A 13,237-nucleotide genomic window follows, 5' to 3' on the forward strand; every position below is an offset into this window, starting at 1 on the left:
GGTAACACCTTGTTTTCGATTGTTTCGTACTAATTAAATTGTGAATTATTGAACGGCTTTAATTTTCTCAACCAATTCATTTAATTCAGGATTTGTCTTTTCTAGGTCCGCATACATTGGTTGAACCGCTTCAACAAATGCCGCTTTGTTTGGCTCTACAAAAGTCACGCCCATCTTCTCTGCTTTCGCGCGCTCTTTCGCTTCTGACTCAGCCCATAGCTTCTTCATGTATTCCGAAGAGTCAGCCGCTGCTTTCATCAGTGCTTTTTGCTGCTCTGGCGTTAGCTTGTCGTAAGTCTTCGTTGAGATAACCAAAACGTCCGGAACCATTGTGTGCTCATCTAAGCTGAAGTATTTCGATACTTCACTGTGACGGCTCAAGCTGAACGATGGGATGTTGTTTTCCGCAGCATCCACCACACCTTGTTGCAATGCTGTGTATAGCTCACCGTATGCCAATGGTGTTGGGTTACCACCTAACGCTTTTACCATCGCAATCGCAGATGGGCTCGGCTGTACGCGCACTTTCAGACCTTTTAGATCTTCCGGCGTATTGATTGGTTTATTGGTGTAGAAGCTACGCGCACCCGCATCGTAGTAAGTCACACCAATAAAGCCGCTGTCCGCTGAAGAATTCAGGATTTCACGACCTACTTCACCGTCTGTCACTTTGTAGTAGTGGTCTTTATCGCGGAACAAGTAAGGCATGTTGAATGCTGCGTAAGCTGGGGAGAAAGCTTCCAATTCTGCCGCGTTGCTCTTCACCATATCTAGAGCGCCGTTTTGCATTAGCTCCATGGATTCACGCTGTGTACCTAGCTGTGCATCAGGGTAAATGCGGATACGAACTTCACCGTCTGTCATTTCACGAACTTCTTTTGCCATAAAGTCCATTGCTTTATGTACGGCATGGTCACGAGGGTGGTTGTGACTCAGCTTCAAAGTGGTCGCAGCATAAGCAGAAGCGGTGGCGCCGAAGGTCATTGCAGCACCTACTACAGCGCTTAAAAGAGTCTTACGCGTCATCATTGTTCTATTCTCCTTGGATTGGTTGTCCAATATGTAGGGTAGTTTTAATTTTTTAACGGTATTTTTTGTTTCGAGGCCATTATTGGCGATCAAAAAACCTATCGTCAAAACAAAAATACAAATTGATTGACCAAAATCACAATCAAAACGTTTAAATTGGTCAACCAATCCAATTGTGAACCTGCTCACGTGACAACCAAATTGGCTAACTTATAATCCGACCAGAAAGATTAGCGTATGTTACTGCCCTACACAGAAACAACTTCTTACATTGGTTAACCAGTTGTTATGAGGTACGCGTATTTACTTAAAGGAAATAAAAATGAATAAATTGGTCAAATACATCAACAGGGGGCTGGCCGCCTTTACGGTCTCTCTCTCGACCTTCCTCGTCATTTGCGTAGTCTGGCAAGTGTTATCACGCTATGTGATTGGCAAACCAAGCACCGTTACTGACGAACTTGCTCGCTATCTCTTTATGTGGGTTGCGTTAATTGGCGCGGCATACACCACTGGTCTTAAACGTCACCTTGCTATCGACTTGCTAACAATGAAGCTGCAAGGCAAGCGCAAACTCATCAATGAAATCGTCATCCAAATTGCCATCGCACTGTTCTCTTACGTGGTGTTGGTTCACGGCGGTACACAACTCGCACTGAAAACACTGGCAACTGGCCAGTTAACACCAGCGCTCGGCTTGGAAATGGGTTACATCTACTTCTGCCTACCAATCAGTGGCGCACTGATGATCTTCTACTCTGCGGTATTTGCTTTCGACCGTGTAAAACAATTGACGTCTGGTGAAGCCCTACTCACCGACACACAACTTGATTAATCGAGGGTTCCACAATGGAATGGCAATTAATTCTCACCCTATTCGGTAGCTTCGCGGTCTTATTGACGATTGGCGTACCGGTTTCTTTCGCTATCGGTTTGTCATCGCTAGCCACTATTTTAATGAGCTTACCGCTAGAGCCTGCGATCGCCGTTGTGGCGCAGCGTATGGCGGCAGGCCTTGATAACTTTGCTCTACTCGCAATCCCGTTCTTTATCTTGGCGGGTAACATCATGAACCAAGGTGGTATCGCACTGCGTCTTATCAACTTTGCAAAAGTGCTTGGTGGCCGCCTTCCTGGTTCACTTGCACACGTGAACGTAATGGCGAACATGATGTTTGGTTCGATTTCTGGCTCTGCGGTAGCGTCTGCAGCAGCGGTTGGCGGCACCATGTCTCCTCTGCAGAAGAAAGATGGCTACGATGAGAACTTCTCTGCGGCAGTGAACATCACTTCTTGCCCATCTGGTTTGTTGATTCCGCCAAGTAACACACTGATCGTGTTCTCATTGGTGTCTGGTGGTACGTCTATCGCGGCATTGTTCCTAGCGGGTTACATTCCTGGCATTTTGATGGGTCTTAGCATCATGGTGGTAGCAGGTATCATTGCAAAACGCCGTGGTTACCCAGTGGCAGCACGCCCTTCTCTGGCAATGGTTTGGAATACCTTCTTGAAAGCAGCTCCATCTTTGGCACTGATTGTGATCATCATGGGTGGCATCATTGGCGGTATCTTTACGGCAACAGAAGCATCAGCTATCGCGGTGGTTTATACCTTTGTGTTAGCGGTGTTGATTTACCGCGAAGTGAAATGGCGTGACATTCCAAAGATCATCCTAGAGTCTGCGGTGACCACTTCTATCGTATTGCTACTGGTTGGCGCATCAATGGGCATGTCTTGGGCGATGGCGAACGCCGACATTCCTTACATGATTGCAGATGCCCTACTTGCTATCTCTGACAACCCAATGATGATTCTCTTGATCATCAACGTCATTCTGCTGATTGTCGGTATCTTCATGGACATGACACCAGCGGTACTGATCTTTACGCCTATCTTCCTGCCAATCGCACTGGATATGGGTATTGACCCTGTACACTTCGGCATCATGATGACCTTCAACTTGGCTATCGGTATCTGTACCCCACCAGTAGGTAGCGCGTTGTTCATCGGTTGTTCTGTGGCGAACGTTGCCATCGACAAAGTGATTAAGCCTCTACTTCCATTCTACGTTGCACTGATTGCAGCACTAATGGCCGTGACCTTTATTCCTCAACTAAGCCTGTTCTTGCCTAATCTTGTTCTTGGCTACTAAGCGCTTGGTTATAAGTTTTAGATTACGAATTATTAAAATACACCATCCCGCAGGTTCGCCTGCGGGAAAAGGGATACCAAAATGAAGACTATTTCCAATTCCACTCTGAATGACCACGTTCTGCTTCCGGACTACGACCGCTCAACACTTAAAAGCCGTATTGTTCACCTTGGTTTCGGTGCTTTCCACCGAGCGCACCAAGCTCTATTCACCAATGAAATGTTGAGCAAAACGGGCTCTGACTGGGGCATTTGCGAAATCAACCTATTTGGTGGTGAAGACTTAATTCAATCGCTGCGCGCCCAAGACCACCTCTACACGGTGGCAGAAAAAGGTGCAGAATCGACTGAGGTAAAAGTGATTGGCTCAGTCACCGAATCACTCCACCCAAGTCTCGACAGCATTCAAGCGGTGTTAGAAAAAATGGCCGAGCCACAAGTGGCAATCGTTTCAATGACGATTACCGAGAAAGGCTACTGCGCCGACCCTGCGACGGGCACACTTGATAAAAACAACCCGCTAGTCATTGCTGATCTTGCCAACCCAACGGAGCCAAAGTCAGCACTGGGTTACATCGTGCAAGCACTGAAGATGCGCCGTGAACGCGTCCTAACGCCATTTACCGTGATGTCTTGCGATAACGTGCAAGAGAACGGTCACGTAGCAAAAGCAGCGGTACTTGAGTTCGCTCAACTGCTCGACCCTGAATTGCGTGACTGGATTGAAACCAACGTTACCTTCCCTTGCACCATGGTTGACCGCATTGTGCCAGCAGCAACCGAAGAGACACTGACTGAAATCGCTGAACTACTTGGCTGTGAAGATCCATGTGGCATCGCTTGTGAACCATTCCGCCAATGGGTTATCGAGGATAACTTCGTGGCAGGTCGCTCGGATTGGAACGTGGCTGGCGCAGAATTTGTTGCCGACGTTGTGCCTTACGAAGAAATGAAGCTGCGCATGCTAAATGGTAGCCACTCGTTCTTGGCCTACCTAGGTTACCTTGGTGGTTACGCGCACATCTCTGACACCATGACAGATGAAGGCTACCGCAAAGCGGCATTCGATATGATGATGCAAGCGCAAGCTCCTTCGCTGACCATGCCAGAAGGCACCGATTTAGAAGGCTATGCGAAACTGCTTATCGAGCGCTTCACTAACCCAAGCTTAAAACACAAAACATGGCAAATCGCGATGGATGGCAGCCAGAAGATCCCACAACGCATGGGTGGCAGCTTACGATTCCATCTTGCTCAAGGTTCTAACTTCTCTTGGTTGGCAACAGCGATTGCAGGTTGGATGCGCTACGTATCCGGCGTGGACGAGCAAGGCAACGACATTGATGTCCGCGATCCAATGGCAGAGACACTACGTCAGATTTGCGACCAACACGGCTTGAACGTTTCTGTTGTGCCTGCGTTGCTCGCGGTTGAAGCCATCTTCCCTGCAGAGCTTGGTCAAAACCCACAAGTGATTGATGCAGTGAGCAGTGCTTACCAATCGCTAATCGATAACGGTGCTCGTGCCACTGTCGCTGCGTTGTAATAGGAGTTAACGATGAAGAATTTCTTGTGTGAAGACTTTTTACTCTCAAACGAAACTGCACGTCGCTTGTACCATGAGCATGCGTTCCACCAGCCAATTTATGATTACCACTGCCACCTAAACCCAGCGGAAGTGGCGCAAAATCGTCAGTTCGATAACTTGGGTCAAATCTGGCTTGAAGGCGATCACTACAAATGGCGTGGCATGCGCTCGGCAGGCATTGAAGAGCGTTTGATTACGGGTGATGCGAGCGATTACGACAAATACATGGCGTGGGCGAAGACGGTTCCTCAAACCTTGGGCAACCCGCTTTACCACTGGACGCACTTAGAATTGCGTCGCCCATTCGGCATTACCAATACGCTGTTTAGCCCAGATACCGCTGACCAAATTTGGCACCAATGTAATGAGTTACTGGCGACACCTGAGTTCACGGCTCGCGGTATCATGCAGCAAATGAACGTCGTAATGGCGGGCACGACCGATGATCCTATCGATTCGCTAGAACACCACAAAGCGATCGCAGAAGACGACACCTTTAACGTTAAAGTGCTGCCGAGCTGGCGTCCGGATAAAGCGTTCAAGATTGAATTGGACGTGTTTGCGGATTACATGCACAAACTGGGCGAAGTAGCAGACATTGAAATCCGCCGCTTTGATGATTTATTGAGTGCGCTTGATAAACGTTTGGCACACTTCGATGCACATGGCTGTCGTGCGGCAGACCACGGCATTGAGATCGTCCGTTACGCGCCGATCCCAAGCGAGGCTGATTTAGATGCGTTGCTGGCTCGTCGTTTAAATGGCGAAGTACTGTCAGAGCTTGAATGTGCGCAGTTCTCTACCGCGGTTCAAGTTTGGCTAGGCAAACGCTACGCGCAGTTGGGCTGGGTAATGCAGCTTCATATTGGCGCACAGCGCAACAACAGCACGCGCATGTTCCAACTGTTAGGTGCCGACGCTGGCTTTGACTCGATTGGCGATCGCCCATTTGCTTTTGAATTGGCGCATCTATTGGATGAAATGGACCAAACCAACGAGCTGCCTCGCACCATTCTTTACTGTTTGAACCCTCGTGATAACGAAATGATGGCGACCATGATTGGTAACTTCCAAGGTGGCGGCATCGCGGGCAAAGTGCAGTTTGGCTCAGGTTGGTGGTTCAACGATCAAAAAGACGGCATGCAACGCCAAATGGAACAGCTTTCTCAGCTTGGTTTGCTCAGCCAATTCGTCGGCATGTTAACGGACTCGCGCAGCTTCTTGTCTTACACTCGTCACGAATACTTCCGCCGCATCTTGTGTGATATGGTCGGCCGTTGGGCAGAGAACGGCGAAGTTCCAAATGACCTATCGTTGCTTGGTCCTATGGTTGAAGACATCTGTTTTGGTAACGCAAAACGCTACTTTGAAGAAAGGGCGTAACCAATGAAGCACATCGCCATTATTGGTGAATGTATGATTGAGCTGAATGGCAAACCGTTCGGCTCAATGCATCAAACATTTGGTGGAGATACGCTCAACGCTGCGGTTTATTTGAGCCGCGGCTGCGAAGCCAATAGCAAACCTGATGAAGTTAAAGTCTCTTACGTTACGGCGCTTGGTAATGACCCGATCAGTACAGGCATGCTGACTCGCTGGGAAGACGAAGGTATCTCAACAGACTTAGTGCTGCGCGATGAGACCCGTACGCCGGGTTTATATTTGATTCAGCTTGATGACCAAGGCGAGCGTACGTTCCTATATTGGCGCAACCAATCAGCCGCACGTTACCTACTTCAACATCCAAACTTTGGACTGGTTAAGCAAGCATTAACTCAAGTGGATGCGGTATTTATCAGCGGTATCTCTTTAGCCATCTTGCCAGAAGAAGACCGGATTTCACTGCTCAACTTATTGGTCGAACTGAAAGCCCAAGGCGTTGAAATCGCGTTTGATAGTAACTTCCGCCCAGCGCTATGGCCTCAAGACAATAATCAAACCGTCAAAAACGTGTACCAAGCCATGTATCAACTGACGGACGTTGCCATGGTGACTTTTGATGATGAGCAATTGATCTGGGGTGACGAAACACCAGAGCAAACCATAGAACGCCTTACCTCTCTTGGCGTGGGCAAATGTATCGTCAAGCTCGGCGCAGATGGCTGCTTGGTTCAAGACTCAACAAATCAGGGTTCGAGCGCGGCTCTGGCTCCACAAGCCGTGCCAACCCAACCCGTCACTCAAGTGGTGGACACCACATCAGCGGGCGACTCATTCAATGGTGGCTTCTTATCGGCTTATCTTGCTGGCGCCGATCTCGCGACTTCATGTCAAAGAGGCAACGCACTGGCAGGTGCTGTGATTCAACATCGCGGTGCCATCATTCCCAAAGCATTCACACAACCGGCGCTTGGCGTCGTTTAAGGAACACTCATGTCTAGCATTAAAGAACAATTGAAAGCTCTGAAAGTCATCCCAGTTATCGCCATTGATAAAGCAGAAGACATTATCCCATTGGGTAAAGTACTGGCAGAAAACGGACTACCAGCGGCTGAAATCACCTTCCGTTCAGCAGCGGCTGCAGAAGCGATTCGCCTACTGCGTGAAACCCAGCCAGACATGCTGATAGGCGCAGGTACGGTACTGAACCGCGAGCAAGCAATTGCAGCAAAAGAAGCAGGCGCAACCTTTCTCGTATCGCCTGGCTTTAACCCAAATACCGTTAAAGCGTGCCAAGAAATCGGGATTGATATCGTACCGGGTGTGAACAACCCAAGCACAGTTGAAGCTGCACTGGAAATGGGATTAACCACCTTGAAGTTCTTCCCTGCGGAGGCCTCTGGCGGCATCAACATGGTGAAATCACTGCTTGCGCCATACACCGACATCGAACTGATGCCTACTGGTGGCATTAACCCTGCGAACATCAAAGATTACCTAGCTATCCCGCGCGTATTGGCATGTGGTGGTACGTGGATGGTAGACAAGAAACTGATCGAAGTGGGCAACTGGGAAGAACTTGCTCGCCTAACTCGCGAAGCAGTAGCACTTGTAAATGAGTAATGATTGGTAAGTCATCTCAAGGCTCTTGGGTAACCCCTTAGCGATTTAGATAAAGTGCCCAGCCCTCCCTTTGTGGAGGGCTGATTCGTTCAAAGCATGCATCAATTGATTGGGTTATCGCGGGAAGTAGATTCCTGATCTCGCCTAGGCTTGTCGGAATGACGGATGACATATTCACCCTTATTCGTCATCCTGCAAAGCGAGGCACGAGCGTGATTCAGGATCTACTCACAGAGTGAATCAAACTCTAAAATGACAGCTACTTTGAAGGATGTTCAGGGCTTACTCACTTAATGGAAATAACTCAAAGAACAACACTCTAGGGAAACAAATGGAAAACTGGTTAGCACAAGGCATTGGTGGCATCGCGTTTATGGTTGGCGTGATGGCATTCTGGCAGAAAGATGACATGCGCTTTCGCTATCAGATGATGGCGTTTTGTTTCATCATGGGTATTCACTTTACTTTAATGGGCGCAACCGTCGCAGCCATTGGCGTGATCATTAATGGTATTCGCAGTTTTGCCTCAATCAAAACCCAGTCACGCAAAGTGATGTGGTTCTTCATTGCTCTTATGTGGCTGATGACCCTGCCAAACATCACTCACTTTTTTGAGCTACTCACGGTAATCGGATCGTCCGTCGCCACTTGGGCGCTCTTTTCCAAACAAGGCATCACTCTACGCAGCTTAATTTTGTTTAATTCCTTCTGCTGGGTCAGCCACAATATTTGGCTTGGCTCGATCGGTGGTTCATTAGTCGAGAGTACTTTTATCATCACCAATTTACTGACCATATATCGCTTGTATCAAGCTAAGACAAATCAGACTGAAGCTTGTTAAATATGCTAATTCACAAGAGCCAACAAACTTACGTCGAATGAAAATCAACTTTCTGACAAATTGGGGGAATGTAGAGCTGAAGATAAGACTCAGACAGGCGGAGGGCTTCTTTTGCCAGTTCTGGGGTGATGTAGCCATATTTGCGGTAAGAGAGAGAATAGATTTTGTCGGCAACTTGCAGGGATATAGCAAAAATATTAATCGGTTGAGGTAGCTGAGGAATGTCGAAGAACTGGCGATAAATCATCTCAACTTGATGTCCTAGCTCAAGATCGTGTTCTGTATCTGCATGACCTAACTCTGCAAACGTGTGGCGCCCTAATATCAACTTTTTGGCAATTGGATTGTTATTGTAGTAATTCACATAAGCGGTTTCTATCATTCGATTAATATCGGTCCAATGTAGAACTTGTTCTTCATCAACACATTGCTTTAATAATAAGTCGAAATCGACAAAAACATTCTCCAATAAACTATGAAATAAGTTTTCTATATTCGGATAATGATGATAAACCGTTGAAGTTGCCATTCCGCACTCTTTAGCAACGTCGTACATGGAAATATCCGTCGCTTCTCGCCTTTCCATCAAGCGGACAACTGCTTCGTTAATTTTCAACAACTTTGTTTCCGTACTAACTTTTCGCATCGTGATGTTGTCCTTCCAAATTTTAATTAACACCTAATATATAAGGTCACACTATCAATGTCCGCCAAAAGCGACCGTAACTTTGACATGCGACCTTATTGATTTGTGAATTAACTTATTTGCATATTATGGTTGTATATGTGTACCAGACTTCCCTTCAATGATTTCCAACGCAAAAGATAAATCACCGATATGACCACTTTGTCCTGTTTTTTCAACAAACTGGCAGCATGCATCGACTTTCGGTCCCATCGATCCTGCAGGGAAAGAATATTGCTTCATTTGCTCAATGGTCACATTCTCTAGCTTTTGCTCTTGTGGTGTTCCCCAGTTAAGACAAACGTGGGTGCCATCAGTCAGAATCAGTAAATGCTCCGCGCCAATTTGTTCTGCGATTAATGCCGCTGTCATGTCCTTATCAATAACCGCTTCAAAACCGACATATGCCCCGTCTTTTTCGATCACTGGCGCACCGCCGCCACCACCACAAATGATCAGGTGTTCTTTTTCAAGTAAGTCTTTGATTGCTTTGATTTCTAAGATCTCTTGTGGCTTAGGAGAAGGGACGACACGACGCCAATGCGCGCCATCAGGTTTCACAACCCAATGATTTGCCTCAGCAAGTTGTTTCGCTTGCTCCTCGGTATAAACTGGACCAATGAACTTGGAAGGATCTGCAACGGCAGGATCGTTTTCATCGACAACAATTCGCGTCAGTATCGTCGTGGTATAGCGGTCTTCAATCGCGGCATTAAGACCTTGCTGTATCAAATAACCAATCATGCCTTGCGTCTCTGCTCCAAGAACATCAAAAGGATAAGGAGGACAGTCTTTGTAAGCATTATTCTGCAAAGAAAGCAGACCGACTTGAGGACCATTACCATGCACAATGACTAAACGGTAGTTTTTACTCAATTCAGCCAGTGAACTCGCGGTTTGCGCGATACTTTTCTGTTGGTTTTCACAACTCATCACCTCTCCACGTTGCAATAGAGCGTTACCCCCAACAGCCACAACAATAATAGGTTTTGACATATCTAAATCTCCAAATAAGTGACGTCAGAATAGACTCAATTCACTGTATTGAATTCACAGCAAAGGATTGGAGATAAAAATCACAATTCGATTCCTGTCCATATTTTGGCTTAGAAAACCTTATTGATATCACGAACTCATTATTATTAGCACACTGAAACTCGATATGTGATCTCGTATATATTTTTGTGCTTAGCCAAGTAAGAAAAATCTGAATTTCATAAATTGATCAAGAACAAGTATTTCGATAATTACGTTTTTTTCCTCTAAAAATGCCTAACTTCTTTTAATTTCCAGCGCAATTAACCTCTCCAAAGCCGATATTAAATTCGCATCAAGGTTCGTTACATAAATTTCACTTTTAATAATTGCCATATTCGGTAGTTAAGGAGCGAAACAATGAGCAACGAAACTCAAGGGAAAATGGGGGTCATGAGTATTGCACTATTTACGTTATGTGCAGTACTGGTGGTCGACACACTCACGGCATCCGCCAGTATCGGGGTCAGCTCAATCGGGTGGTGGGTCGTAATGCTGATCTTTTTCGTCATTCCGTATGGATTCATCACCTCGGAATTGAGCACGACCTACCCTGGTGACGGCGGTATTTATGATTGGGTAAAAGAGGCGTTCAATTTTAAATGGGCAGTTCGTACCACTTGGTTCTATTGGATCAACGTCGGTCTCTGGATGCCTGCGGTATACATCATGTTCGCAGGTATGTTCGCCGAGCTGTTTATGCCCGACCTTTCATTGTGGGGACAAATTGCGATTTGTATTGCGCTCACATGGCTTACCGTTTGGATCTGTAACGTCTCAGCAGACATTGGGGTTTGGGTCACCAACATCGGTGCAATTCTAAAAATCTTGGTGATCGGCACATTGGGCGTAGGCGGCTTTATCTATGCGATGAAACACGGCGTGGCGAATGAATTCACGCTTGCAGCAATGGTTCCTACGCTTGATTCAGCAGTGGCATTTCTTCCTGCCATTGTATTCAACCTAATGGGATTCGAATTGGTTGCAACCATGACCAAAGAGATGAAAGACGTGCGCGATATGCCAAAAGCCGTATTCCTTTCTATTGGTATCACTGCATTCCTCTACATCTTCGGCACCATTGGCATTCTGATGGCTTTACCTGTCGAGAGCATCGGCTTGGTTGCAGGCTTAATCGATACCTTCAAAACCCTATTTGGTGATGGTCCGCTGGGCAATGCAATGGTGTATTTCTTTGGTGTCTGCGCTCTATTAACACTCATCGGCAACATGGTGAGCTGGACAATGGGCGCAAGCCGTGCCGCAGCAGAAGCAGCACAAGAGGGCGAATTACCAGCCGCTGTTGCAAAGGTATCGGACAAAGGCTCTCCAGTGGGTGCGAACAATATCACTGGCACAGTTTCTACCGTGGTGATCTTGTCATACGCCCTATTTGCTCAAGGCAATGACGACTTGTTTTGGTCCATCTTCGCCTTTTCAAGCTGCATTTTCTTATTGCCTTATCTGTTCATGTTCCCTGCTTATCTCAAGCTGCGCTTGGTAGATGGTGAGCGCGAACGCCCATTTAAAGTCCCTGGCGGTATGGGGTTGCAGTTTGTGATGTCCATTGTGTGCTTCTTCGTGATTTTACAAGCGGTAGTGCTCTTCATCTTCCCGGAAGCACTTGACCTAACCGTTGCCGATTGGAACTACACCGCTCCGGTCTTAATCGGTGTCATCACCACGATCTTAATTGGCGAATGGATCTTACACGGTGCCTTGAAACGCAAAAATCAACAAATGGAACAAAAAGCTGAGGCTTAGTTCAGGAGATAGACAATGAAAAAGCTATTAGAAACCACACCAAAGCAAGACGGGTTCAGAATGCCTGGTGAGCACGAACCTCAGAGTGAAATTTGGATGGCTTGGCCAGAGCGCACGGATAACTGGCGTAACGGTGCAAAGCCTGCGCAAAAAGTGTTTGCCGACGTCGCCAAGCAAATCAACAAAACCACACCTGTCACCATGCTGGTAAGCGCTGATCAATATGACAATGCAGTATCTCGCTTACCTGATGATATTCGCGTTTTAGAAGTGTCGACCGATGACTCTTGGATGCGTGATATCGGCGCAAGCTACGTCGTAAATGACAACGGTGAGCGTCGTGGTGTCGACTGGGAGTTTAATGCTTGGGGTGGGTTTGTTGATGGCCTGTATTGGCCATGGAAACGCGATGATCAAGTGGCTCAGAAAATGTGTGAAATTACCGCTGATGCACGTTACAGAGCGCCAATAATCCTTGAAGGTGGCTCAATCCACATCGATGGCGAAGGCACCTTGTACACCACAGAAGAATGCCTACTGGACGAGAGCCGTAACCCAGATCTAAGCAAGGAAGAACTAAGCAAAATTCTCCGTGAGCACCTCAATGTGGAGAAAATAGTTTGGTTGCCTCGTGGCTTATACAACGACGAAACCAATGGTCACGTCGATAACATTCTCCACATCGTCAAACCCGGAGAAGTGGTTTTGACTTGGTGTGATGACCCGAATGATCCGCAGTACGAAATCAGTCGCGAAGCCTACGACTGCCTAACAAGTCAAAGAGACGCGAAAGACCGAAAAATCAAGGTCCATAAGCTGCCAATGCCGGGACCTTTGTACATGGCCAAAGAAGAAGCGGCAGGGATTGATATTGCAGAAGGGATGGAGCGTGAAGCCGGTGAGCGTCTAGCCGCCTCGTACGCAAACTATCTCATCACGAACAACCAGATTGTTCTACCTCTACTCGATAAGCGATACGACGCAGAGGTGATTGCGCTCTTAGAGGAACTCTACCCAGGCTATGAAGTAAACGGTGTTCCTGCTCGTGAGATTTTGCTCGGTGGCGGCAATATCCACTGCATTACTCAACAAGTACCTCAAGTTTAAATCCATACGAATCCAACGACTCAAAATAAAAGGGG

General features: G+C 47.1%; 12 protein-coding genes. 9 read left to right on the forward strand and 3 right to left on the reverse strand.

Annotated elements, in window-relative coordinates; genetic code table 11:
* Nucleotides 1-45: 45 nt before the first annotated feature.
* Nucleotides 46-1,029 carry a TRAP transporter substrate-binding protein gene (locus KJB05_RS27645; protein ID WP_045385795.1) on the reverse strand — a complete coding sequence of 328 codons (984 nt, stop codon included), beginning with the start codon at nucleotides 1,027-1,029 and terminating at the stop codon, nucleotides 46-48.
* A 322-nt stretch (nucleotides 1,030-1,351) separates the two neighbouring features.
* Between KJB05_RS27645 and KJB05_RS27650 the strand changes: the two genes are divergently transcribed.
* From KJB05_RS27650 to KJB05_RS27680, 7 genes are all read left to right on the forward strand, one after another.
* The gene (locus KJB05_RS27650; protein ID WP_009706639.1) at nucleotides 1,352-1,864 is read left to right on the forward strand and encodes a TRAP transporter small permease; all 513 of its coding nucleotides are present in this window, start codon (nucleotides 1,352-1,354) and stop codon (nucleotides 1,862-1,864) included.
* Between the two features lie 14 nt (nucleotides 1,865-1,878).
* The gene (locus KJB05_RS27655; RefSeq protein WP_009706640.1) at nucleotides 1,879-3,180 is read left to right on the forward strand and encodes a TRAP transporter large permease; all 1,302 of its coding nucleotides are present in this window, start codon (nucleotides 1,879-1,881) and stop codon (nucleotides 3,178-3,180) included.
* An 81-nt stretch (nucleotides 3,181-3,261) separates the two neighbouring features.
* Nucleotides 3,262-4,725, forward strand: coding sequence for a fructuronate reductase (locus KJB05_RS27660; protein ID WP_208444784.1), 1,464 nt, complete (start codon nucleotides 3,262-3,264; stop codon nucleotides 4,723-4,725).
* A 12-nt stretch (nucleotides 4,726-4,737) separates the two neighbouring features.
* On the forward strand, nucleotides 4,738-6,150 hold the full coding sequence (gene uxaC / locus KJB05_RS27665; protein ID WP_208444783.1) for a glucuronate isomerase: 1,413 nt from the start codon (nucleotides 4,738-4,740) through the stop codon (nucleotides 6,148-6,150).
* A 3-nt stretch (nucleotides 6,151-6,153) separates the two neighbouring features.
* Nucleotides 6,154-7,131, forward strand: a complete 978-nt coding sequence (locus tag KJB05_RS27670; RefSeq protein WP_208444782.1) for a sugar kinase — start codon at nucleotides 6,154-6,156, stop codon at nucleotides 7,129-7,131.
* Nucleotides 7,132-7,140: 9 nt separating this feature from the next.
* Nucleotides 7,141-7,770 carry a bifunctional 4-hydroxy-2-oxoglutarate aldolase/2-dehydro-3-deoxy-phosphogluconate aldolase gene (locus KJB05_RS27675; RefSeq protein ID WP_208444781.1) on the forward strand — a complete coding sequence of 210 codons (630 nt, stop codon included), beginning with the start codon at nucleotides 7,141-7,143 and terminating at the stop codon, nucleotides 7,768-7,770.
* 331 nt (nucleotides 7,771-8,101) lie between these two features.
* The gene (locus KJB05_RS27680; protein ID WP_020194163.1) at nucleotides 8,102-8,611 is read left to right on the forward strand and encodes a YgjV family protein; all 510 of its coding nucleotides are present in this window, start codon (nucleotides 8,102-8,104) and stop codon (nucleotides 8,609-8,611) included.
* A 28-nt stretch (nucleotides 8,612-8,639) separates the two neighbouring features.
* Here the strand turns inward: KJB05_RS27680 and KJB05_RS27685 are convergent, their stop codons facing one another.
* Both KJB05_RS27685 and arcC read right to left on the reverse strand, forming a co-directional pair.
* Nucleotides 8,640-9,257 (reverse strand): TetR/AcrR family transcriptional regulator, encoded by a 618-nt coding sequence (locus KJB05_RS27685; protein ID WP_208444780.1) that lies wholly within the window; start codon nucleotides 9,255-9,257, stop codon nucleotides 8,640-8,642.
* Between the two features lie 126 nt (nucleotides 9,258-9,383).
* On the reverse strand, nucleotides 9,384-10,292 hold the full coding sequence (gene arcC / locus KJB05_RS27690; RefSeq protein ID WP_208444779.1) for a carbamate kinase: 909 nt from the start codon (nucleotides 10,290-10,292) through the stop codon (nucleotides 9,384-9,386).
* A 399-nt stretch (nucleotides 10,293-10,691) separates the two neighbouring features.
* Between arcC and KJB05_RS27695 the strand changes: the two genes are divergently transcribed.
* Entirely contained in the window at nucleotides 10,692-12,095 is a 1,404-nt protein-coding gene (locus KJB05_RS27695; RefSeq protein ID WP_208444778.1) for an APC family permease, read from the forward strand.
* Between the two features lie 15 nt (nucleotides 12,096-12,110).
* Nucleotides 12,111-13,202 carry an agmatine deiminase gene (gene aguA, locus KJB05_RS27700; RefSeq protein ID WP_208444777.1) on the forward strand — a complete coding sequence of 364 codons (1,092 nt, stop codon included), beginning with the start codon at nucleotides 12,111-12,113 and terminating at the stop codon, nucleotides 13,200-13,202.
* The last annotated feature ends 35 nt before the right edge of the window (nucleotides 13,203-13,237 follow it).

The sequence above is a fragment of the Vibrio sp. B1ASS3 genome, assembly GCF_905175355.1.
In the GTDB taxonomy this organism is placed as follows: Bacteria; Pseudomonadota; Gammaproteobacteria; order Enterobacterales; family Vibrionaceae; genus Vibrio; species Vibrio owensii.

Bases quoted from the DNA above. Each gene is read 5' to 3' on its own strand.
- KJB05_RS27645 (WP_045385795.1), bottom strand. From the start codon at position 1,029: ATGATGACGCGTAAGACTCTTTTAAGCGCTGTAGTAGGTGCTGCAATG.
- KJB05_RS27650 (WP_009706639.1), top strand. From the start codon at position 1,352: ATGAATAAATTGGTCAAATACATCAACAGGGGGCTGGCCGCCTTTACG.
- KJB05_RS27655 (WP_009706640.1), top strand. From the start codon at position 1,879: ATGGAATGGCAATTAATTCTCACCCTATTCGGTAGCTTCGCGGTCTTA.
- KJB05_RS27660 (WP_208444784.1), top strand. From the start codon at position 3,262: ATGAAGACTATTTCCAATTCCACTCTGAATGACCACGTTCTGCTTCCG.
- uxaC (WP_208444783.1), top strand. From the start codon at position 4,738: ATGAAGAATTTCTTGTGTGAAGACTTTTTACTCTCAAACGAAACTGCA.
- KJB05_RS27670 (WP_208444782.1), top strand. From the start codon at position 6,154: ATGAAGCACATCGCCATTATTGGTGAATGTATGATTGAGCTGAATGGC.
- KJB05_RS27675 (WP_208444781.1), top strand. From the start codon at position 7,141: ATGTCTAGCATTAAAGAACAATTGAAAGCTCTGAAAGTCATCCCAGTT.
- KJB05_RS27680 (WP_020194163.1), top strand. From the start codon at position 8,102: ATGGAAAACTGGTTAGCACAAGGCATTGGTGGCATCGCGTTTATGGTT.
- KJB05_RS27685 (WP_208444780.1), bottom strand. From the start codon at position 9,257: ATGCGAAAAGTTAGTACGGAAACAAAGTTGTTGAAAATTAACGAAGCA.
- arcC (WP_208444779.1), bottom strand. From the start codon at position 10,292: ATGTCAAAACCTATTATTGTTGTGGCTGTTGGGGGTAACGCTCTATTG.
- KJB05_RS27695 (WP_208444778.1), top strand. From the start codon at position 10,692: ATGAGCAACGAAACTCAAGGGAAAATGGGGGTCATGAGTATTGCACTA.
- aguA (WP_208444777.1), top strand. From the start codon at position 12,111: ATGAAAAAGCTATTAGAAACCACACCAAAGCAAGACGGGTTCAGAATG.